Source organism: Pedobacter sp. N23S346, from assembly GCF_048515415.1.
GTDB lineage: Bacteria > Bacteroidota > Bacteroidia > Sphingobacteriales > Sphingobacteriaceae > Pedobacter.
Map to the genome: position 1 here is coordinate 1 of NZ_JBLYEE010000019.1, position 22,441 is coordinate 22,441.

At 38.2% G+C, this 22,441-nt stretch carries 22 protein-coding genes and 1 pseudogene; 16 read left to right on the forward strand and 7 right to left on the reverse strand.

Annotated features, from left to right (window positions below; genetic code table 11):
- Positions 1-133: 133 nt before the first annotated feature.
- The 11 genes and pseudogenes from ACN1CD_RS22075 to arsB all read left to right on the forward strand — a co-directional run.
- Positions 134-721, forward strand: a pseudogene (locus ACN1CD_RS22075) (alpha/beta hydrolase); the annotation flags it as partial.
- 1,212 nt (positions 722-1,933) lie between these two features.
- Complete coding sequence (locus ACN1CD_RS22080; protein WP_419132587.1) at positions 1,934-2,149, forward strand: hypothetical protein; 216 nt, start codon at positions 1,934-1,936, stop codon at positions 2,147-2,149.
- 318 nt (positions 2,150-2,467) lie between these two features.
- Positions 2,468-2,971: a hypothetical protein gene (locus ACN1CD_RS22085; RefSeq protein ID WP_419132588.1), complete on the forward strand. Its 504-nt coding sequence runs from the start codon at positions 2,468-2,470 to the stop codon at positions 2,969-2,971.
- 226 nt (positions 2,972-3,197) lie between these two features.
- Positions 3,198-5,384: a TonB-dependent siderophore receptor gene (locus ACN1CD_RS22090; protein WP_419132589.1), complete on the forward strand. Its 2,187-nt coding sequence runs from the start codon at positions 3,198-3,200 to the stop codon at positions 5,382-5,384.
- 13 nt (positions 5,385-5,397) lie between these two features.
- Entirely contained in the window at positions 5,398-6,492 is a 1,095-nt protein-coding gene (locus ACN1CD_RS22095) for a PepSY-associated TM helix domain-containing protein (protein ID WP_419132590.1), read from the forward strand.
- Between the two features lie 474 nt (positions 6,493-6,966).
- Positions 6,967-8,364 (forward strand): family 43 glycosylhydrolase, encoded by a 1,398-nt coding sequence (locus ACN1CD_RS22100; RefSeq protein ID WP_419132591.1) that lies wholly within the window; start codon positions 6,967-6,969, stop codon positions 8,362-8,364.
- On the forward strand, positions 8,351-8,599 hold the full coding sequence (locus tag ACN1CD_RS22105; RefSeq protein WP_419132592.1) for a hypothetical protein: 249 nt from the start codon (positions 8,351-8,353) through the stop codon (positions 8,597-8,599). The genes ACN1CD_RS22100 and ACN1CD_RS22105 overlap by 14 nt, the downstream gene beginning before the upstream one ends.
- 68 nt (positions 8,600-8,667) lie before the next feature.
- The gene (locus ACN1CD_RS22110; RefSeq protein ID WP_419132593.1) at positions 8,668-9,006 is read left to right on the forward strand and encodes an ArsR/SmtB family transcription factor; all 339 of its coding nucleotides are present in this window, start codon (positions 8,668-8,670) and stop codon (positions 9,004-9,006) included.
- A 41-nt stretch (positions 9,007-9,047) separates the two neighbouring features.
- Positions 9,048-9,518: a DUF6428 family protein gene (locus tag ACN1CD_RS22115; RefSeq protein ID WP_419132594.1), complete on the forward strand. Its 471-nt coding sequence runs from the start codon at positions 9,048-9,050 to the stop codon at positions 9,516-9,518.
- Positions 9,519-9,598: 80 nt separating this feature from the next.
- A complete protein-coding gene (locus tag ACN1CD_RS22120; RefSeq protein ID WP_419132595.1) occupies positions 9,599-10,018 on the forward strand; it encodes an arsenate reductase ArsC in 420 nt (139 codons plus the stop codon).
- A 61-nt stretch (positions 10,019-10,079) separates the two neighbouring features.
- Positions 10,080-11,156: an ACR3 family arsenite efflux transporter gene (gene arsB / locus ACN1CD_RS22125; RefSeq protein WP_419132596.1), complete on the forward strand. Its 1,077-nt coding sequence runs from the start codon at positions 10,080-10,082 to the stop codon at positions 11,154-11,156.
- Between the two features lie 111 nt (positions 11,157-11,267).
- Here arsB and ACN1CD_RS22130 read toward each other — a convergent pair whose 3' ends face one another.
- From ACN1CD_RS22130 to ACN1CD_RS22150, 5 genes are all read right to left on the reverse strand, one after another.
- A complete protein-coding gene (locus ACN1CD_RS22130) occupies positions 11,268-12,077 on the reverse strand; it encodes a hypothetical protein (RefSeq protein WP_419132597.1) in 810 nt (269 codons plus the stop codon).
- Positions 12,078-12,128: 51 nt separating this feature from the next.
- Positions 12,129-12,551, reverse strand: a complete 423-nt coding sequence (locus ACN1CD_RS22135) for a hypothetical protein (protein WP_419132598.1) — start codon at positions 12,549-12,551, stop codon at positions 12,129-12,131.
- A gap of 112 nt (positions 12,552-12,663) precedes the next feature.
- Positions 12,664-13,191 carry a hypothetical protein gene (locus ACN1CD_RS22140; RefSeq protein ID WP_419132599.1) on the reverse strand — a complete coding sequence of 176 codons (528 nt, stop codon included), beginning with the start codon at positions 13,189-13,191 and terminating at the stop codon, positions 12,664-12,666.
- 66 nt (positions 13,192-13,257) lie between these two features.
- Positions 13,258-14,256, reverse strand: coding sequence for a hypothetical protein (locus ACN1CD_RS22145; RefSeq protein ID WP_419132600.1), 999 nt, complete (start codon positions 14,254-14,256; stop codon positions 13,258-13,260).
- A 440-nt stretch (positions 14,257-14,696) separates the two neighbouring features.
- Complete coding sequence (locus tag ACN1CD_RS22150; protein WP_419132601.1) at positions 14,697-15,287, reverse strand: PRC-barrel domain-containing protein; 591 nt, start codon at positions 15,285-15,287, stop codon at positions 14,697-14,699.
- Between the two features lie 233 nt (positions 15,288-15,520).
- On the opposite strand from ACN1CD_RS22150, the gene ACN1CD_RS22155 reads away from it, so the two are divergent.
- The 5 genes from ACN1CD_RS22155 (at position 15,521) to ACN1CD_RS22175 (ending at position 20,546) form a co-directional block, all read left to right on the forward strand.
- Positions 15,521-16,558 (forward strand): sensor histidine kinase, encoded by a 1,038-nt coding sequence (locus tag ACN1CD_RS22155; RefSeq protein ID WP_419132602.1) that lies wholly within the window; start codon positions 15,521-15,523, stop codon positions 16,556-16,558.
- On the forward strand, positions 16,539-17,303 hold the full coding sequence (locus ACN1CD_RS22160; protein WP_419132603.1) for a LytR/AlgR family response regulator transcription factor: 765 nt from the start codon (positions 16,539-16,541) through the stop codon (positions 17,301-17,303). Before ACN1CD_RS22155 ends, ACN1CD_RS22160 begins: the two co-directional genes overlap by 20 nt.
- A 200-nt stretch (positions 17,304-17,503) precedes the next feature.
- Complete coding sequence (locus ACN1CD_RS22165) at positions 17,504-18,094, forward strand: porin family protein (protein ID WP_419132604.1); 591 nt, start codon at positions 17,504-17,506, stop codon at positions 18,092-18,094.
- 530 nt (positions 18,095-18,624) lie between these two features.
- Positions 18,625-19,638: a hypothetical protein gene (locus tag ACN1CD_RS22170; protein ID WP_419132605.1), complete on the forward strand. Its 1,014-nt coding sequence runs from the start codon at positions 18,625-18,627 to the stop codon at positions 19,636-19,638.
- Between the two features lie 377 nt (positions 19,639-20,015).
- Positions 20,016-20,546 carry a hypothetical protein gene (locus ACN1CD_RS22175; protein ID WP_419132606.1) on the forward strand — a complete coding sequence of 177 codons (531 nt, stop codon included), beginning with the start codon at positions 20,016-20,018 and terminating at the stop codon, positions 20,544-20,546.
- Positions 20,547-21,271: 725 nt separating this feature from the next.
- On the opposite strand, the gene ACN1CD_RS22180 is transcribed toward ACN1CD_RS22175, so the two are convergent.
- Both ACN1CD_RS22180 and ACN1CD_RS22185 read right to left on the reverse strand, forming a co-directional pair.
- Positions 21,272-21,733 carry a GtrA family protein gene (locus ACN1CD_RS22180; protein WP_419132607.1) on the reverse strand — a complete coding sequence of 154 codons (462 nt, stop codon included), beginning with the start codon at positions 21,731-21,733 and terminating at the stop codon, positions 21,272-21,274.
- On the reverse strand, positions 21,733-22,404 hold the full coding sequence (locus tag ACN1CD_RS22185; protein WP_419132608.1) for a CDP-alcohol phosphatidyltransferase family protein: 672 nt from the start codon (positions 22,402-22,404) through the stop codon (positions 21,733-21,735). Before ACN1CD_RS22185 ends, ACN1CD_RS22180 begins: the two co-directional genes overlap by 1 nt.
- Positions 22,405-22,441 lie beyond the last annotated feature (37 nt).

Consider the following 22,441-nt stretch of genomic DNA (forward strand, 5'->3'; position numbering starts at 1 on the left):
CTTATTAAACTAATAGCATCTTCTAAAATTCCAATAAAACCGGACAGAAGCTTTCCTAGAATAACGTTTAAAAAAAGAAAAAACAGACTGCACCAGACATATAAATAGCTTAAGTTAATAGCATTGGTGGGGACACAGTATGGGAGGATTTACCATTTTAACTTATATGAAGCTTCGTCTTAAAAGCATATCAAGCGTTAAGGGGCTCATTCTGGAGCACACTACTTACACCAATCCAACTAAAACTTCCATCATGAGTAGTCTGATTACCCGGTTGCAAAATCCGGTGTTAAAACCGCTATGTTGGATAATGATTGGTCTTTCACCATTACTTTGGATAAGCAGATGGATGAGCTATTTTAATGGTAGCAGCCTGATCATGACCAGGTTCTTAACCTTTGCCGGAACGCAATCTGGGAATCAGTTGGATTTTACAGCTTTACTTTCTACCATGGCTCCGCCAGCGATAACCGGAAGAGGGGTTTTGGGAATGTTTGAGTATGATGCAACAAAGGTATTAAAAGACATAAATGTGCCAACATTAGTGATAGGGGCAGTATCTGATCGCCTTACGAAATTGGAGGCGAGTAATTTCATGAATAGTAATATCCCAGGTTCGAAGCTGCTGACGCTTTCACCAGCCGGGCACATGGGCTTTGTTGAACGCCATCATGAAGTGAATGAGGAAGTGAGTAGTTTTATAAATGAAATTGATGCTTAACGAAGTATAATAAATCATCATGAATACCCATATCAGTCCATCCAGTGATTGGTGACTTACCTATTCAATTGTTGGTGACTCACCACTTTCATCTATGCCTCGGCTGGCCGCCGAAGGGCTTTCTTCTTTTCCTTGATGAAAAGAAGCAAAAATCAAGGCTTGGATCTGATGTCGGATTAGCGCGTCGAAATTTAAATGGCAGTAGCGCAAGGGCTCGATTTGGTTGTAATAAAGATTTTATTTTTAGGAGCCATTCGCGCTACCTTGGGTTTGGGTATTTGAACGGAGGTGTAAAAATTTCAACGGCCTCTCCTTCCGTCATCTCCTATGCCGGATAGCAGGGTGGAAATAACAGGGTGCTTCATTAGATCTGTGATGTTTCTTCATACGAATATAGGTTTTTAGGGAATAGCATGAACGGCGGTTAAAGCGGTCGTCATCCTGAACTTGATTCAGGACCTATGTTTTTAATATTATTGATTTTTTTAAATCGCTAGGTGCGAAGAATGTTTTTTTCTACGCCCTTTCCCCCTCCCGGGGAAAGTTATCGCTAGGCGGATAGGTGCCGTTTTTCCGCTGCGCTGGCTTGCCTCGGCTGGCCGCCGGGGCTTTCTTCTTTTCCTTGATGAAAAGAAGCAAAAATCAAGGCTTGGATCTGATGTTGGATTAGCTCGTCGAAATTTAAATGGCGGTAGCGCAAGGGCTCGATTTGTTTTTAATAAAGATTTTATTTTAAGAGCCGTTCGCGCTACCTCGGGTTTGAGGTATTTGAACGTTGGTGTAAAAATTTCAACGGCTTCTCCTTCCATCATCTCCTAGGCCGGATAACAGGGTGCAGATTGCGGGGGTGCATATAACAGGGTTGAAATAGCATGGTGCCGATCGCGAGGTGTGTTGAATATTTTTCTTGCGCCCTTTCCCTTCCGGGGAAAGGTGCCGTTAGGCGGATAGGGGCTTTTTCTCCTTCTGTATTATCTTAAAAAAGTTTATAGTTTTTGTTTTAATATAAATTTTAAAACTTGTAATGCTTAGCTTTGCAGCGAAATGTTGAACAGGTTAATTGCCATATCTTTATTGTTTGCACTTATTGGGTCTAATTTTTCGCGCTTTTTTATCTATGCTGGTTTTGAAGTAAATCAAAAGTACATCGCTGAAAAACTTTGCGAAAATAAAAACCGTCCGTGGATGCACTGTAATGGCAAATGTTTTTTAATGAAAAAATTAAAACTGGCCGAAGAAAAGGAGAAAAAACAGGAACGCAGTAACCAGCGAATCCATTATATGGAAGCAATGCCGTCCGTAGCATCATCCTTCACTTTTCAACGGCCAATGCTAAGAATTATTTATCCACAGCGCCCGGTACTCAATACCGTCCATCGTGCTTTTACCATTTTTCAACCACCTAAGTCTGTACTGTTACAGGCTTAAATCCCAAATTCTATTTTCTTTACTAAATGAATGTCGTAATCGATATTGATCGATAATTGCGATTGGTGAGTTTTGCCTGTATTTTAAATTGATCAGATCGTCTCTTATCTAAATTGTAATCGATAACTACAGTTTAGAGTGGACTATTATGCGCTTGTCCGGATATTTTACGCCATGCGCCAGATCTGAAAAATAAACGAATGACTTTTTACACCACTATTTCTCTTCAACTATGGAGCAGCTTATGGCAAAATCATGTCATTGGCGCAAGTGAGCATGTTAGGTCATTTTTATTCATGAAATTAAGAATCTAGGAATATGAAAAATTTTTTTCAAAAACATTTTGGCGCCTTATTATTGGTCCTGATTTCCGCAGTACTCATTTTAAGTTGCAAAAGTGAACGGAATTATAAAGCCGTACGTGAGGAAGTAATTGATATACATAATAACGTTATGGCCGATGGCGAGCAGGCAGCAAGATATCGAATGATACTGGATAGTCTTTCGAAGATTAAATTAAAGGTAAATACCGATCACCAGCTGGCGACGGATACCACGGCCGACCAGAAAAAAATCTCCATGCTTATTGCAAAGCTCGACAAGGCTGATGAAAATATGATGGAATGGATGCAGCGTTTCGAGCCGGATACGGAAGGTAAGAGTAATGCGGAAGCCATACAATATTTCGAAGCAGAGATGATTAAGATTAAGCGGTTGGATCTGGAGTATGAAGCAGTACTAAAGGCATCAGATACTTATCTAAAGAAGTTCAATATTAAGGGATTAGGTGGCATACCGAGTCACGATCACAGTAAACACTAGCGGCAGACAAACTAAATAAAAGTATTTAGGATCTCACTTATTGTTTTGCTTTCTCTGACGGCATTTCGTAGCAGCTGCTGCGATAAGCTGCCCATTTTCAGTACAAGAAAGTTTAGCCTTAAACCAGGACTGCAGAAAACAATCAGGAGAAAAATTGATGGTTCATCAGTTTGCAAAATGATGCTTTTATTAATTTTTAAATCTGCAGCCATAAAACAGAATTTAAATGAAAAATATATTATTAACGGGCCTTTTTTTAGTGATGGTTATTGCCGTAGTTTCGGCCCAAGACCAAACAAAAATTAAAAAGGACTCGGTTAAAACATCCAGAGATACCTCAGCCAAGATACTGAACGAGGTAAAAATAAGTTCCCGCTATTACCGCAGGTATAACCTGAACAAGTCTTCAGCAGCTTTGAAACTAAATACACCGCTGCTCCAGCTGTCACAGAATATCCAGGAGATTGATCAAAGTATCATCGCCGATCAGCAATCGATAAATATCAATGAAAGCGTAACCCGGAATGTGAGTGGTGCCATTCGGAACAACAATGCCGATATGTACAACTCTTCGGTTTTTATGCGCGGTGCACAGATTACCCCCATGCGTAACGGAATGGATCTTTCTATGATTTATGCTGGCCCCAGCGCGGAAGATGCCGCCATTATCAGCCGGGTAGAATTTATAAAAGGGCCATCGAGCTATATAAACGGTCTTTTTGATCCGGCTGGTTCTTATAATGTACTCACCAAACAACCTATGGGAAGTAATACCAATCAAATCAGCCTGGCAACTGGTAGTTTTAACCTGTATCGGGTAACGGCAGATCTTGATGGCAACATGGATAAGGCAGGTAAATGGCAATACCGGCTAAATGCTGCCGGGCAAAAGGCTAAATCCTTCCAGAAGTATAATTTTAACGATAAGCTGGTGATAGATCCGGTAATCAAATACAATATCAATGATCATTCTTATGTTTCAGCGGAATACCTTTTCCAAACACAGCGCTTTCAGCAATACTTTTCTACAGTGTTTGCACCTGATGGATTTGCCAGTCTGCCAACTGATTTTACCATAAATGATCCCAATAAAGCACCATTTAAATCTATAGAACACAACAGTTTTTTAAGTTATCATAATGCTTTTAATAAAAACTGGCACCTCACGGTAAATGCAGCCTATGCGCACGACCATTTGGAAGGTACTTATTTTTTTGTTTCACGATACAATGCAGCCCAGCCCAATCTGATCATGCGCAGGGCAACCTACGAGCGTTTAAATACAGACGTGCTGGCTATCCAGCCCTATATTAACGGCGAATTTAATACAGGCGCTATCCATCACCAGTTTGTGGGTGGTATTGATCTTAACCGGAAGAAGTTTCTGTCTTATTCAGGTGCCAGTGACCCAACGGCTAACCAAACCCTTTATCCGCTTGATGCGTATAATCCTGTATATGGGATTGGCTTTGATGCCAATTTGCGTGCCGGCGATTTAACGGAAATTGCCACCGATCAGCAATCCATCAGTTATCAGGCAGCCTATGTACAGGATGAACTTGCTATGTTCGGGGATAAACTCCGTATAACACTAGCTGCAAGATTAACTTTCAGTGAAACTGGCGTTCAAAAAAGTGCAACCAGAACCAGTTTGGGAACGACTAAAAATACAGCTTTCACCCCAAAATTTGGTTTGAACTATTCGCTAACGTCTGATCTATCGGTCTATGCACTTTTTGATCAGACTTTTACTCCACAAAGCGGAATAAATACCACAAATGGTGAGGCATTTAAGCCACTCGAAGGTGAAAACCTGGAAGCAGGGTTTAAGAAAGACTGGATGGATGGTAAATGGAATACCACCGTTTCGGTTTATCGGATTATCCGCGATAATGTAAAGGTAAGCGACCCTTCTACAAACATCCAGACACAGTTAGGGCAGACACTTTCTAAAGGAATTGAGTTTGATCTGAAAGGAGAAATTGTTAAAGGTCTGAATACGGTAATTAACTATGCCTATACCGATAGCCATATTTCTAAGGATGCCAATGTGGCCAGGGTAGGATTGGCTACACCTTTTCGGGTGAAACATATTCAAAATACCTGGCTAAATTATCTTTTACCATTCACAGAGATAAAAGGAGTATCTGTATCAGCCGGATATCAATTGCAGGTGGGAAGAGCTGGCCGCTATGAATTGCAAAACCTGAAGCTTGCGCCTGTTTTTCGTGTAGATGGCGGAATTGGCTGGTCGAATTCCCGGCTATCTGTAAATGGAATTATCAATAACATATTAAACAGGTTCAATTATGGGAGTGCATGGATTACGCCATCTGCTGCAACAACCGGCACCTATGCTTATGTTCCTTATCCGCCACGTGAGTTTAGGTTAAACGTAGGCTATAAATTTTAATAAGAAGATGGTAATGGACTGGAAAAAACGATTAACCAAATTATCCTTCAAGTTGCATGGCTGGGTAGGATTGGCCGCTGGATTATTTTTTCTCTTATATGGGTTAAGCGGTTCATTACTTGTTTTTAGGCACGATCTTGATCGATACTTTAATCCTGAATTGCATAATCTTACTCCTGTGGGGAAAAAAATACCTGCGGATGAAATCTACCGGATGATTTTACGGACGCATCCCAATCTGAAAAAATTGGTTTTGCATGATTTTCCCCGCGATAAGTATGATAGTTACGAGTTTATGCTTTATAAGCGGCAGGAACATCTTGCCGATAACTATCTTTATTTCGTTTTTGTAGATCCCTATACCGGAAAAATTCTTAGAGAGGGGGGCTATCAGCAGATGGCCCCGTCTTTTCTCCGATGGATTTATACCTTTCATTATAGCCTGCAATTGGGGATACCCGGAATGTTTTTTACTGCAATTATGGGCCTGGTGATGCTCCTGTCAATGATCACAGGAATTATTATTTATAGAAAGCATTTCTGGCAGGCCCTGCGGTTTAGGGCAGGCCTTAACTTCAAAAATTGGAGAACTGGGCTTTCTTCCCTACACCGAATTATTGGGGTTTGGGCATTACTTTTTAATATAGTTCTTTTTTTTACCGGCTTTTGGATGTTAAGGGAATATTTTATGCCATCTATGTGGGTGCTCCCGAAACAGCAGGCCAATTATGAAGTACCTGCAAATATCGATAGCCTGATTAACCAGGCCTGTAAAAGTATTCCAGGTTTCGAACCTATTGCGGTTAACATTCCGACAGTAAAAGATGCCGATATTCTGGTGAGGGGAAAAATGCCTCAAACAACAAATGTATTGCTTCTGGGTAAGGCGAGTAGTATTACTTTTGATGCCCGTACGGGGAAATTAAAACATTACACTATCATTGATGAGCAGGGGTTGGATGAGCGGCTGGAATATATGGCATACAAACTTCACGAAGGAGCATTTGCCGGTAAAATCCTGAAGTGGATCTATGTGATTTTTGGATTAAGTCCGGGTTTTCTTTTTATTACTGGCGCTTTATTGTGGTTGAAAAGGAAAAAGCGGTAAGTATTAGAAGGTGTCTTTAGTCTAAAAAATTGCATCGTTCCCGCAGTGACAGCCGCCTGATCGTCATTGCGAAGCAATCTTAATGCGATCGCTTTATAACCTTTCACTGTCATCCTGAGTTACGAAGGATCCCTGCGTTTTATCTACTGACTTCATTCCACACAGAATTATCGAATGACATTACATCAGAGATTTTTACAATCTCAATTTTATTTTGTCCTAGCCGGACGGGCTCTCTTCTTTGGGCAACCAAAGAAGCAAAGTTGCCGGCTCGCAATTTTTCTTTTAAAGTTAGTGGGTTGGCTTGGTCAGTGCCATCCCGAAAAATTGACCATGCCGGTCTAAGAGCAGAACGAAGAAACAGTGGTTTGGCCATGTAGGGAGGCTAAAGCGATTGCTATAAATTAAATAAGCGCCAATTAGCGATTAGATTAATAAAATCGACGATATTAAAAATAATATTAGTAAAATAGAATGATGAAAATTACCCCTCATAAATCCGAATCCATCTTTATTTTTCTTTACCTGATTATGTTGCACTTTAGCCAGATAGCAGTTGCGCATGATCACAAAGAAACCATTTCTGATGTGGAAAAAGTTGCTCAGGATGCTAAATTATTGGTTATCGGCCCCGGATATATTAAAAATTTACGGTGGGATTTGCCTTTAACTCTCAAAGGACTTCATGGTTCGAAGATTGTTTGGAAATCTCTCAATCCCGAATACTTATCGGATGCGGGGAAATTATTTAAAAGCTCACCGCGTACCGGGAAGAAAGTGAAGGTAAAGATGATTGCAACCTTATCAGCAGGGAACATTCGGCGTAAAAAATCATTCGAGATTTCAATTGCCCATGAGGAGCAAGATTATCAGGGATATTTATTTACCTATTTTGAAGGCTCGGGTCCCAGGCAAATGGATGAACAAATCCGCTTTGCGGCAAGCAGAGATGCGGTAAACTGGTTTGCATTAAATAAAAACCTACCAGTCATTGCTTCAGAAGAAATTTCAGGAACTGGAGGCATCAGAGATCCACATATATTAAGAGGAGAAGATAGTAAACACTTTTATATGGTGGCTACGGATATGAATACCGCCAAAAATGGCTGGGCCCATAATCCAGGTATCGTGATGTTAAAATCTGCGGATTTAATTAACTGGAAACACGGCTTTATTGATCTGGAGAAAACATATCCTGTTAAATTTAAAAACATACAATGGGTTTGGACACCTCAAAGCATTTACGATCCCGAAGCAGGGAAGTATATGGTTTATTTCACTGTAAAATATAAGGATGATCCTAAATTAGATTTTTACGCTGCTTATGCTACTGAAGATTTTACAGCTTTTGAAAAGGAACCAACTTTGCTGTTTAGTCCTAAATATGGCGCCATAGACGGCGATATTATTTACAAAGATGGTACCTATCATTTTTTCTTTAAGGGGAATACTAAAGATGAACAGGGAAAGGAGATCAGAAATGGAATACAGCAAGCAACAGCACAAACGCTCCGGGGTCCATGGATTGAAGATTTCAAATACCTGGATGCTTATTCTCCAAGAAAGATTGTAGTGGAAGGTTCCAGCATCTTTAAACTCAATAATTCAGATACTTATATATTAATGTACGATTTATACACTAACCATCGGTATGAATTTCAGCGGAGTAAAGATTTGTATACATTTAGTACTACACCAGAATCGTTTACTAAAAATTTCTATCCACGCCACGGCAGTGTGATGGGCATAACTGCAGAAGAGGGCAGACGGTTAAATAAAAAATGGAACGGAGTGCCAGAAAGTTTATTAAAGATGCCTGAAAAACAAATTAACCTGCTGAAAATAAAAATACACAATTATGGAAAATCTTGAAAAAAAAATAATTAGAAGGAAATATATATGGCATCAAATCGATAGCTATCTGGTCACTTTTTTCTTTGCCATTATTGTACAAATGCTTTTCTCGCCCTATAAAACAAATGATTTCACAGACTTAAAATTTTACTGGTTAGTATTGAATGCGCTTATTCCGGTAATTCTAGTTCAAGGAAAATCAATCTATGTTTTTATAAAATTCTTAAGGAATAAAGAAGCTGTTCAGGAGTAGTATTTAATATCCTGGAAGTAAGTTAATTTGCAGATTAATATTTTTATCGTAATATTGCGATATAATTTATGGGACTTACAAAATCAGAAATATTTACAAGTGAACAGAATCAGCTTTCGATGCTATTGAAAGCTATTGCTCACCCAGCGCGTATTGCTATCCTGCAACAGATCATCTCTGCAAATGCATGCATCTGTGGAGATCTTGTAGAAGAACTTGGTTTAGCGCAAGCTACCATTTCACAGCATTTGAAAGAACTTAAGAATGCAGGCATTATTCAGGGAACAATAGAAGGGGTTAAGGTCTGCTATTGTATAGATCCAGATACCTGGAGCCTGCTCGAATCATTGCTTGGGAGCTTCCTGGGCTCGTATAAAAAAACTGAAGCTGTTGCTAACTTTTTTTAAAGTCTAATCAATCGTTAAATTGCAATATTACAAATATCATTATGAAACTATCAGAAATAAAAGACATTCTTGCTCAAGTAGAAAGCGTTAATTTTCAGTTGGAAAGTGGGGAGATGGTGCCAGCGCATTTCCATGTTACGGAGGTAGGTGTGATTTCCAAAGATTTTATTGATTGTGGCGGAACTGTTCGCCATGAAAAAGTGGCCAACTTCCAGCTTTGGGATGCAGACGATTTTGAACACAGGTTAAAGCCTGGGAAACTGCTCAATATAATTAGTCTTTCAGAGCAAGTATTGGGAATGGAAGATTCTGAAATTGAGGTAGAGTACCAGGCAGATACTATTGGCAGATATGATTTAGCCTTCAATGGTACCAATTTCATCTTAATAGCAAAAAAGACAGCTTGTTTAGCCATGGATCAGTGTGGTATACCTGAACCAGTAAAGCAGCCAGGGTTAGTAAATCTAGCCACTCCGGCAAATTCTTGCACACCTGGTGGAGGATGTTGCTAATACCTTTCAAAAATTAAATATTTAGTTGCATCGCCATCATGCTTAACTAAATACGCGTGATGGATTTGATAAAAAAATCAATGAAAAGAATTTTAGTACTCTGTACAGGCAACAGCTGTAGAAGCCAGATAGCCGAAGGCTACCTCAAACACTTTGCGGGAAAAGATGCAGAAATCTACAGCGCGGGCATTGAAACGCATGGCGTTAATCCCAAAGCGATACAAACAATGAAAATGGATGGTATTGATATTTCAGGACATACTTCCAATAACATCAACGAATATATGGATGTTGAATTTGATTATTTGATTACAGTATGCGATCATGCAAAAGAAAGCTGTCCGTATTTTCCTAGCAAGGCCATAAAACTACATCAGAATTTTCCTGATCCGGCTAAAGTTACCGGAACTGAATCAGAGATCGATGCAGAATTTGAGCGCGTGAGAAATATGATTAAAGATTACAGTCGCGACTTTACTGAAGCATATCTTAAAGCGTAATCTCCGGCTATAATATTACTGGTATACTATCTCCTTTTATAAAGAATTAAAGTAAATTTAAATGTCTGCTAATCATTGCGCACCGGCATCCGGGCGAAAGAAATTAAGTTTCCTGGATCGGTATTTAACCCTGTGGATCTTTTTGGCAATGGCAATTGGCGTGGGCATTGGCGCTTTTTTTCCGTCATCTTCGGTATTTATTAATTCATTTTCAAACGGCACTACCAATTTGCCACTGGCAATAGGCTTAATACTGATGATGTATCCGCCACTGGCAAAAGTTAAATATGAAAATCTTGGTCAGGTTTTTAAAGATACAAAGGTATTAACCACTTCATTAGTCCTGAATTGGGTAATTGGTCCGTTGCTAATGTTCTTTCTTGCAATTGTTTTCTTACATCAATATCCCGAATACATGGTTGGATTAATACTGATCGGACTTGCCCGATGTATCGCCATGGTTGTGGTTTGGAATGAACTTGCTGAAGGGAACCGTGAATATGCTGCAGGTTTAATTGCTTTGAACAGCATTTTTCAGGTTTTACTCTATAGTGTATTCGCTTATGTATTTATCACTATTCTTCCTCCTTTATTTGGATTAAAGGGGCTGAAAGTAAATATTTCCATCGGTCAGATTGCCGAAAGTGTCGGCATATATCTCGGGGTTCCTTTCGCTATGGGATTAATCAGTCGCATTGTTTTAATTCGTGCCAGGGGAGAGGAGTGGTTCAATAATAAGTTTATCCCACTAATCTCTCCAATTACCTTAATTGCACTTCTTTTTACAATAGTAATGATGTTCAGCTTGAAAGGAGAACTCATCGTTCAGCTACCAATGGATGTAGCGCGTATTGCCATACCACTGGTTATTTATTTTTCCATTATGTTTTTTGTCAGCTTCTTTGCCGGCCGTTTCTTTGGTGCGGATTATTCCAGAAGCACATCAATTGCATTCACCGCTACAGGAAATAACTTTGAACTTGCCATTGCGGTAGCCATTGGTGTATTCGGCATAAATTCAGGCGAAGCTTTCGCAGGAGTAATTGGCCCTTTGGTGGAAGTTCCGGTACTGATTGCACTTGTGAATCTTGCATTTTGGTTTCGTAAGAAATATTACTCTCATGAATTGCTCAGATAATGTACCTCTTATGGTAAAGTCCTCGTCTTTATGATATTATTTCTTTTTTCGGGAGCTGAAGCTTGAAATTTACAGCTATCATCTTAATTTAGATAACTATCCTATTACTATTTAATTGCATGTAGAATTTATCAGAATAGTTTGTTTTAATCTTTCATCTTGCGTTTGCACGCCGTTGCTAACGGTTACGCTGTGGCTGTCTTCTACTATCCTGGTCGGTATTCCGCTACCATTTCGCGTATAGGTGTAGGTTTTGTTAATATCAGAACGGAAATTTCCGGAGGTGTAAGTGTATAAACTCGCTGTTAAAATATTTCTGGAGGCAGATCCGGTTAGAAACAATGGAATACTAAAGTCAACTGAGCCAAAAATAAAATGGCGTGTCTCGGTGTCAACTCTTGTGGCAATTTCAGTAGAATAGCTATAGGTAGTAACCCTTTTCACTGCCGGATCATCGGTGTAGGTTTGCGTTAGGGTAGCCAGATTGCCATTGCTATAGGTAAGGATTTTGGTATCAGTTAAATTGCCATTTAGATAGGCTTCTATTTTAACCAGATTTCTATTTCCATCATAAGTCATGCGCTGTTCTAATTGGGTTTTTAAATCCGTAAGCTTTACAGCAAGTTTGTCACTAAGATCAACCCGGTAAGCTTGCACACCAGCACCTGAAACATTTACCCGATCTGTTAAATATTCAAAATTCAATACAGTACTAGCAGAATTTATAGATTTGATTTGTCCATTTTCATAACTGGCAGTAGCCGTTTCATTGGTTAACACCTGGTCTCCGAACATCACTTCATATTTAGTTTCGCATGGGCCTACCGATGTTGGCTCGTCTGTTGACTTTTTCTTGCAACTTAGCATTAACATAGAACTGATGGCAATCATCAATAGTGAATAGTGTATTTTGGATTTCATAAAAGTCTTTATGCGATGATATTGATTAATTTTTAAATAAAATGATACGATTTAAAAGAAGATGTCTATATAATCTGTGGTTTCACCATCACAATTGAGCATTTGTTGCAGCCGCCAGTATTGCCTCTTGCCACTGGCTTTAAAGATGGAAAGTCCGTTAAGTTCACAAGGCTGTCCACCATTGATGGAATTGATTTTAGAAACAATCTTCCCATTGAATTTTAATGTGCTGCCCTGGTTCAGGAATGTTCCCTTAATGGTTACGTACTCTTTTGATTTGGGATCCCTATGCTCGCCTTCAATGCTATATTCTTCTTCCCCGATTTCCTTGATATATACTTTCCCCGGATTGGATTTATTAAAAGTGATCCACTGGATGGTAAACGAATGCCAACCTGTTCGCACAGGTTTTATTTGTGATTGAACCTGAGTGGTAAACAAAAAGAAAGAAGCAATAATTAAAATGTATTTCATTACGATAGGGAAGGATTGTATTATCAATGATTAGGTAAATGGCTGTATCAAATTTAAATATCATTCTGAGCCTGTCGAAAGGCTACAGCCCCGATGATAGCAAGTCCATATTTTACTGTTCTATTAAAATGCCATTAATAGATAGAGAGCTGCAAGTAAGTGAAATGATTACATTGCCCATTGATTCTCCGTAGTATGTGGATGAATATTGATCTGAAAAGCTAGATAATGATGCTTTGAGGAACTTAATTGTTCTAACAGGTAATTTCCCATAACTGTCTGTTATCGTAACTGTACCATCGAAGTTACTTTTCTTTCCAGCCATTAGCTTAAGCATCTCATCAGGCAGGTTCTTCACATCCAGATTAAGATAAAATACGCCTGGTTTGTAGCCCATAGTAGGTACATCCGTTTTGGTAGCAGTAGAATCTTTACTTTTCCCACTAGCAGGGGCAGCTACTACATCATCATAATATCTCGAAACTGATGTAGAAATGCTATTCAAGGTGGCTGTCATCGGTTTTCCATTCGCATTCACGCTGAGCAGAATTTTGATGCGTGCATCTTCCTGCGCGTTACTTTTCTGTGAGAGCGTAACAGTAAAAAATAATATTAGTGCGGTGGTAAATAAGTTTTTCATAGCGGTTTAAGATTAAAATGATTCTAGTTTTATAATGTTGATTTGTAAATGAAATTGACAAGAAGATTAAATAATAATGCTATTTAACTCGGCGACAAAGCGTTCTACCTTCCGTGTGCTGAAAAAACTTTGAAGCGCAATCGCTTCCTCCTTCTGCGTTCCGGGTTTTAAGAAATAAACCTGAACTTCAGTGCCTGAATAAATAAAGTTGGTAGATTTTCTAACGGTTTGTATGCCATTAAAGTTATCGAAGGAGTAGGTCTTATTCCCAAGGCCGATAGGATTTGTTCTGGTGAGCAAACGGGAAGTTTTATCAATGGTAATGTCTGTAAAGCCGGCAAGGATGATTGCAGGTCCGCCGATGAGCGTAAAGAGCAGAAAAAAAATTCGCCCGATGTTTATGTCGTGGCCCAACCAGGCGTAAGGAGTAAGTTCATGAATCCCAATGGCCAACAACAGTGTACCGAATACGATACTTCCGATCCTGTTTTTTTTAAGGGTATAAGTACCGCCTTGCACGTTAAAAAACGTATAGTTTTCAATAGTCTGTGGCATAAAATCTTCGGGACTATCGTGAGCTTCCAGGTGGCGATGAACCGTTGTAATTACTTCATCTACAAATGCAATGGCATTGGGATCGTCATTTTTTCCATATGAACAAGATACCAGTATGCCCTTTCCATATCGATTGTCCTTTTTGAATACCCTATATGTATAAGAACCCATCATATTAGATACTGGGCTGATGCCGTGAATGCGGGAAAATGGAATCGAACTGATAGGCAGGAAACCCATTAGTTTTTTGCGCATGATTCCACTATTGATATCAAATTCGATAGAAGTTCCCGCCCAGCCTACAAACAGAATGACTATAACAATCAGCACCAGGAGCAATGGCATCGATGATTCCATTGAATTTTGCATAGAACGTGTATAAAAGAAATATCCGGCTGCGAAAATAATGGCCACCACTGCGGCCAAAATGTAAGACAGACCGTAGGGATAAATGGTTACCCGATCTGGTGCAATGCTCCAGCGGGTTTTCGATAGTGACTTAAGTGACAAGGGCTTTAGATTTTGTTTCTATCTAAACACTTTCGGCTTATTTTGGTTTTTAAAAATCTACATTTAACTTAAGTAGTTGAGTGAATTTTAGAGATAAAAAGATAGGCTGTTTGATGAGACATCAATCAGTAAGTTAATAATTGCCTAATCTTCTCGATCTCTGTGCTTTTTTCTCTTTGGCCTCTGTGGTTATTTTTATCAATTAGTTAACTTTTACCACAAAGTGCACGGAGATTTTCACAGAGGAAACAGAGAGCAAGACGGTTAACCGTAAAAAAAGCATGGTCAGTTGGTTAGAAAGTTCGCTAACAAATAGAAAAGCTTTATAAATGGAAAACGGGAATCATCCAGTGGACGACTCCCGTTTAATCTAAATTAACGCTCTCGGTAATAAGACGCTTCTATCTGTCATTTATTGTATAGCGATGCAAATTTTTATTTTAGTCTTTCTTTTCAGAATGATCGATCAGTTGATGGATGGTATTTCGTTCTTCTATCCGCTCTGGATCAACCAAAGGATCTGATTCAAGGCTATTGGCTTCTGAAATTCTGGTGCCACGCTGAGTAAGATTACCCTTGTCAAAATGATGGTGTTGATAGAAATTCTCACGGTCTATTTCTATAATCGTTTCTTCCATACGTAATGCAGCCGGACTGCCAATCACATGCCTGATCCTATCTTCCAACTCGTGCGTAACCTCACCAATGATATATTGAGGCAAAGCTTTAAACTGATCCAGGTGAATATCTGGTAATATTAATTCATCCTTATCATCTGATAAACGTCCAAGTCCGATCGGGATTAAAACCGCTTTTTCTTCAAGGTCTGCGCCCAGGTTATCCAAATCAATGATGGTGTATCGTACCGCATTGTTTTCCGGATCAAACAACAAATCACGTACTTTCCCAATTGTTGCTCCTGCTTCGGTTTTTACTTTCCATCCTCTGATGTCTGCTTCGCCTTCAGTTAGTTCATAACTACTATTGGAAAGTTCTTCCAGGTTGCTGTAAATTATATTTCTTTGTTCCATAGTTCAATATTTTAAGTGGCAATTATATTGCGTTCTAAAATAAAACACTTGTTTGGTACAATGGTTTTTACGATGTGAAGCAAATTAGAAACATCTAGGATATAAATATTCTAAGGCGTTCAATATTGCTAGCTTTAAAAAAACATTTACGCATTGGCCGCTTTAAACCCAATTTTGTCCGTCTAGGCTTTTTTATAACACGTTAATACCAACTATTAATTAAATTTGTGATTATGGTTCTTAAACTGAACGTAAAACGCCTTAATCGCTTGAGCTGGTTATTAGCCATCATTATCGGCATGATATTTTATATCATTTATTATAATAACGGACCAAGAGGTTCACTTTACCCGTATACCCTGCTTTCCTTGCTTTCCATCGCCCTGATCGGGCATGTTGATGTGCTTTTAATGGTATTTCTTGGAAAACGTTTTTCGGTTAAATCAAAAGAATTCACGCTCTATCGCACATTAATTACTTATCCGGCGAGCATGGTAATTTACCTTATTCTCTGGCCAATTTGTGCTTATATGGCCAGGTTTCAAAATTCATATTGGAGCATTAATTTGTTTTTGGCCTTCATTGGCTCAGGAGTCGTAATGAATACAATGGTGATTATCATGCATGATTCAGTATTGCTATATGAACATAAGCTTTCTGCAGATCTGGAGGTAGAACAGCTGCGGAGGGCAAATGTAGAAGCTAAATTTCAATTACTTAAACAACAGATTAATCCACACTTTCTTTTTAATGCGCTTAATACTTTAAAGGCACTTTACAATAAAGATACCGCCATGGCGGATGATTATATTGTACATATGGCTAGTTTCCTGCGAACTTCCATTCATCATCATTCGTCAAATCTTTCTACTCTTGCACAGGAACTGGCCTTTTCGAAGGATTATCTCGAAATGCAGTACATCCGGTTTGGAAACGCACTACAATGTTCTATTATACTCGATCAGCATGTGCGTGAAACTTATGCATTACCATCTTTCTCACTTCAGCCACTGCTCGAAAATGCCATTAAGCATAATAATTTTACTAAACAGCACCCCTTAATGATACGGATTACGCAGGAGGGTGGTTATCTGGTCATTTCAAATAACCTGCAAAAGAAAAATTTGAAAGTACCTTCAACCCAATATGGACTGGCCAACCTTGCAGAGCGCTACAGGCTTTGCTCGGGAGATGAAGTAAAGATAAAAGCCGACGATAAGGAGTTCTCCGTAAGTATAAAATTGTTAAAAAATGAGAATTGTAATCATTGAGGATGAGCAGGTTGTTGCCGACGACCTTGAGCTAAACATCGCTAAACTTTTCCCGGAAGGAGTAGAGATGGTTAAAATAATGTCGGTTAGGGAAGGTATTGAATATTTTGGAGAAGCCAAATTGCCCGACCTCATTTTTAGTGATATCCAGCTTGGCGATGGACTGAGTTTTGAAATTTTTGTCGCGTGTAATATTGCTGTACCTGTTATTTTTTGCACTGCTTATGATGAATATGCGCTTGATGCTTTTAAAGCCAATGGAATTGATTATATCCTGAAACCTTTTTCCAGCGATACGCTAAAAGCTGCCATAAATAAATACAGCCAGCTAAAAAAGCAATTCTCTTCAGAACAAACGCCGCAAATGAAGGCCTTGTTACAGATGATGACAAGCGCGGGCGTTCAGCGCTCTGCTTCAATACTGGTCTATCATCAGGATAAGATTATTCCTGTTGATGTAGATGATATTGCACTTTTTTACCTGGCGAATGAAGTAGTGCAATTGCTCACTTTCGGAGGAAAGATTTACTATCCAAATAAAAATCTCGATGAACTCGAGCGACTTTCTGGCAATACTTTCTTCAGGGCGAACAGGCAATGTCTGGTATGCAGGCGGGCGATCATCGACGTATCTAGTTTTTTCACTAGGAAACTTTCTATCAATCTCAAAGTTCCTTTTTCTGAGAAGGTTTTAGTGAGCAAAGTAAAAGCGCCGCAGTTTTTAAAGTGGCTGGCCAATACCTAAAAAACAATCTTAATTTCTGGCTATCAAACTATGCATGATCTTATCGCATACTTTCTTTTCTCATCATCTATGTCCGCTTCGATTGCTTATTTGTCCATCTTAATGTTTTTTGCCTTTTCTAATCTTGTTTTAACGACCACTTTTGATTCAAATAAACAAAAGGGCGTTTAGCCGAAAAAAAGAAAAAGTCAGAAAAAATTATGAAAAAGCTATTATTACTATCGTCAGTATGCATTTTAATCTCAACGAGTAGTTTCGGGCAAGGAATGTTTAAGAAGCTCGCTCAAAAGTTGGAGTTTGGTATCAAGGCTGGGGGAAACTACAGTAATTTTGACGGTGCAAATTTTGCGACAGATCCTCTTGCAGGTTTTCATGGCGGGGCAACGGTTGCTTTCAAAGTGACAGATAATTTCCTCATCCAGCAAGAATTTTTGTTCTCTATGCAAGGCGCAAAAGTATTGGCAGGTCCGTTAGGTGCACAAGAGATTAAACTTTCTTATTTAAGCGTTCCTATTCTATTGAAATACAGAACTAACTTCGGTCTTTTTGTCGAGGCTGGTCCGCAGGTTGGCCTAAAGTTAAAGGAGGAAGTTACAGGTTTTCAGGATATAGATTTTGCGAAGAAAATTGATTTTGGAGTAGCTGGTGGCATCGGGTTCCAGTCTAAAATTGGCTTAGGTATAGGTGCACGTTACCTTTATGGAATTGAAAAGGTAATGGATAAGCCGAATGTTGCGCTAGGCGATTTTAAGAATAATAATATTCAGGCGAGTATCTTCTATACATTTTAGTTAACATACCCAAATCGTTATATTAGTCTTAATCCCGGAAACCAATAGTTTTCGGGATTTTGAGTTTTATGCCTGTTAATCAGGGTGTTATAATTAAGTAAAATAATATAGGTTCTAAGCCAAAAGGCTTATTGAATAGATGCCTGAATTTAGTGAGCACAAAACGAATATTATTCTTAAGTATTTTTTTTCTTTTAAATTACGCTGTTTTCTTTCTGAGAAAACATTTTATGCTCACCTAAATATTGGAAATTGACCGTGATGAGATTCGGTTTTCAAATGAACATACCTGGGTAATTAATATCTTCCCTCAAAGATGAATATATTCTAAAAACTACTAAAAAAGTCATAATATTTAGTAAAAATATTCTTTAAATGTTTAATGAAACATATTTTTTACAATATGTTTACTTCTGTCAAACAAAGACCCTAACGCGGTGTTGTGATGTAACATTTGAGCGAAGGATAAGCCGGATATCCTGAATTCATAATGCAACAATTAGTTTCTATCTATTATAAAAAAAGAAAAAATGTTACACACTACTCAAACATTAAACGATAAATCAGCAATAGGATTTATCAGTCGTTTATCCTGGAGTGCAATCATTGCCGGGGTTTTTATTGCTATTGCAGTTCAGCTCTTATTGAGTTTTCTCGGCCTGGGAATCGGTTTTGGAAGTATAGACCCTGTTGAGGAAACAAAACCTTTTAGCGGTCTGGGAACCGGAGCATTAATCTGGTGGATTGTTACTATGCTAATTTCGGTATTTACAGGCGGGTGGGTTGCAGGATGGTTTTCGAATCATGTACAAAAAACAGATTTGATTCTTCATGGATTATTAACCTGGTGTTTATTAACATTCTTAAACCTTTACCTGATCACTTCATCAGTGGGTAAAGTGGTAGGGGGTGTAGGTTCCGTTATTACAAAAGGGTTTTCAGCGGCTGGTGCAGGCATCAAATCTGTAGCACCAGAAGCAGGAAATATGATTGAAGACCAATTGGGTATTGATAAAAATACTTTTGGTAAAATGAAAGAAGAGGCCGAACTTTTATTAAAGCAAACAGAGAAAAAAGAGTTACAGCCAGGCGCCTTAAAAGCGAAGGCAAATGCTGCTGAAGGACAAGGTGAATCAACTGGAAAGGATATTTTGGAAAACCCTCAGTTGGCACAGCAAAAATTAGATGCTCTGGTTAATAAATTATTCTCTGCAAATGATTCAACCTTTAATGCCGTAGATCAGGAAGCTTTGGTGAATATCGTTCAGAATAGAACCGGAAAAAGCGAGGCAGAATCGAAGCAGATTGTAGAAAATTGGGTAAACACCCTAAATTCTGCTAAAGAAAAAATTAAAACGGTTAAAGCCGAAGCTGAACAAAAAGCAAGAAAAATTGGTGATGAAATGGCGTCTGCACTTTCAAAATTTGCTATCTTCTCGTTTATAGGAATGATTTTAGGGGCTGTTGCTGCAGCTATTGGTGCTACCATAGCTTCTAGTAAACGCCTGACAATTAAAGAATACACAACAACAGAGCGCATTTAGCTTAAAAGCAAAATATATCGCCTTTAGTTGGGAAGTGATATGTATGCGTAATGTAACTGAATCAATTAATTAATTTTACGCGTGGGCCTGGTATTTAACCGGGCTCTCGCGTTTTTTGCCCTCTCTACATCACGGTAACCTGATTATGCAGTAAGGAATTTAAAACATCATATTAGCTAAGCAAATCTTTTTTCAGGCCTTATTTTATTAGTGCCTAATTAACAGGAGTAAAGTTGTATATCTACGTAATTTTTAATTATCCATAACATAAATCTGCATTATGATAAATTAGACTAAACAAATTTGATGTGAACTAAGTTTTTAGATTAGATTAGGCACATTTAAGTCTTGAAATAATCAATTTAACTTTTTTGTTTATGGTTTACCATTTACTTTATATTTTTCAAAGATATTCGATAATTGCATTATTATTTTTAGGTGTGTTGTTGCCTGCATGTCACAAGGAAGATCCAACGGGTTATGAAATGCCTCTTAGTGTTTTTTCAGCCGAGGCTGTTCGGAAAAATCGCTATCAGTTAACGCTTGCAGAGGAAATGTTGTCAATACGAAACGATAATAACTTGCTGATATTGGCGGAAAAAAGAAAGTATCATGCTGAGGAATACATCAGGCAGTTGAGTATAGCTATGTCAAAACAATCGATTACGAATAGCTTGGAACTGCATGAAGAAGATAAGCGTAAAATTTTGGAGCTAAAAACTTTATCAGGTCTTGACCACAGAGCAAAATTAATTGGACTTTTAATGGATTCAGATCAGGAACTTATTGCATTGCATGTTAAGGCAAGCTCATCCACTGGTGTTGTTGATCAATCCATCAGGAGTTGGGCAGCCAGTCAACTCCCTCTGCTTATGGAAAACCTGAACGAAGTACAGCGAATTAAATGATGATGATTTCTATAATATTTATAATTTATTTTCTGAAAAGCAAGTTTTTACAAACGAATGTTTATAGGAAACTGCTTATTTGTGTCAGTTTTTAGTATTTAATACTAATCATGATTAATATTTTATGATTTATCTCCTTTTCAAAACAGCTTTAAGTCAATTAATAATAGATGGCCTCAAACAATGAATTTGTAATATTAGTGGTAATTATGCGTTTTGAATAGAAAGAAAAGTGCCAGTGTTTAGGTATTCTGATAAAAAGAATATTATAAGTGGTATTTGTATAAAATTAGTTGTCTATTCTTTTTGTCTATGATTATTGAACAAGCTACCCTTAAAACTTTAACGTCGCCCGTTTGTCCAAAATGTAAGAATCCTGAAACTTATCGGGTTCCTAGAAGTTTCCTGTTTAAGAGGATTTTAACAATGGTACCTATTAAAAGATATAAGTGTTACAGGTGCTTTAACCAATTCAACATGATGGGTTGATCTACTGTGATTAGATATTCAGATTAAAGGAAAACAGCATTATAATCGTTATTACCAAAGTGTTATTACCATTTATTCCATTCAATTTGTATCAAAATGCTTTTATCCAAAAATATTTTAGTTAGTTAATAGATATTGATTTTTAAGAACCTGAAACAAATTTAGGAAGAGGCATTCTTGAAGATTACACTACAATGGTTTGTGAGACAAACTAATACACTTAAAGTGATTTTTCCTTATGAATGTGCAGCGACAATCTCTCGTTCCTCTTCATTAGATGTCTCTGTTTCAATTGCATAGGTTTTAAAAACCCAAAGCTTCATCATCGGGTAATTAAATCCGTAAGAAACCACACTGTCTACCAATAATCTTCCAAGCCGATAATCAAGATTAAATCCGCGTTGCAATAGGAAAGTGCCTGCCGATTTTAAAGAAATACTTCCAAGCACAACAGTAGAAAATTTCAAGAATTGTTTTTTCGGCGATGCTGCATATTCTTTTCCATCATTAAAAGCCCAAAACCTGTTTAAACAAAAATTTACGATTCCGCCTAAAGTGCCGGAAAGTAGAATAGATATTGCAAAATGGATTCCGATAATTTCAGTAAATAAGATCATCAGCCCATAATCTGTTAAGCCTCCTGAAAATGCCGATACCTGTGCTTTAAGGAAAATACCTATCGATTTTTTCTTACTCATTACGCCCTTTCTTTACGATCGCGGTCATTGCCAAGTTCCAGCAACGCGTTCGTATCTTTCAAGTTTATAGCCAATAAAATAAGTGCTGTAGCAAGCGCAGAATAAGTTATAGATCCTGGTATGGTGGCTTCGAGAATTAAAATCATCCCGATAATTACCCTGAGTTCTGTTGGTCCGAGCAGGCCAGCATCAATTCGATACACACCCAATATTTTGTATCTCAACAAAGAAATAATCATCGACCAGCCATACAAAACAACAAACAGGAAGCTTAATATTCTGGTAGATTCTGTGGCATAGAAATAGTAACCAATTCCAATAAGGATGATGCTTAACCAATCCATAATAATATCCAATGCAAATCCGTACCATTTTCTGGCAATGCCACGGTAGTAGGCTAGTCTGCCATCCAAAGAATCGCCAAACCAGTTGATAAAAAGACCGATAATTCCAATCAGGATAAAAGGTCCGCCGAAATATGTATTAAGCAAAAATCCAGCACACACAATCATAGAACCAAACATACCTATTGCAGTCATGATATTTGGCGTGATAAAGCCTGGTATCTGCCTGAGTAGAAAGTGAATAAATTGTTGCTCGCCCGCTCTTAAAATATTTGTCCGTTTTCTGTCTGCAAAAATTTGCGCCCGTTCTGTTGTTTTATTTTTCATTTAAATTTATGCCTATACTAAAGGCAAGTCAATATGC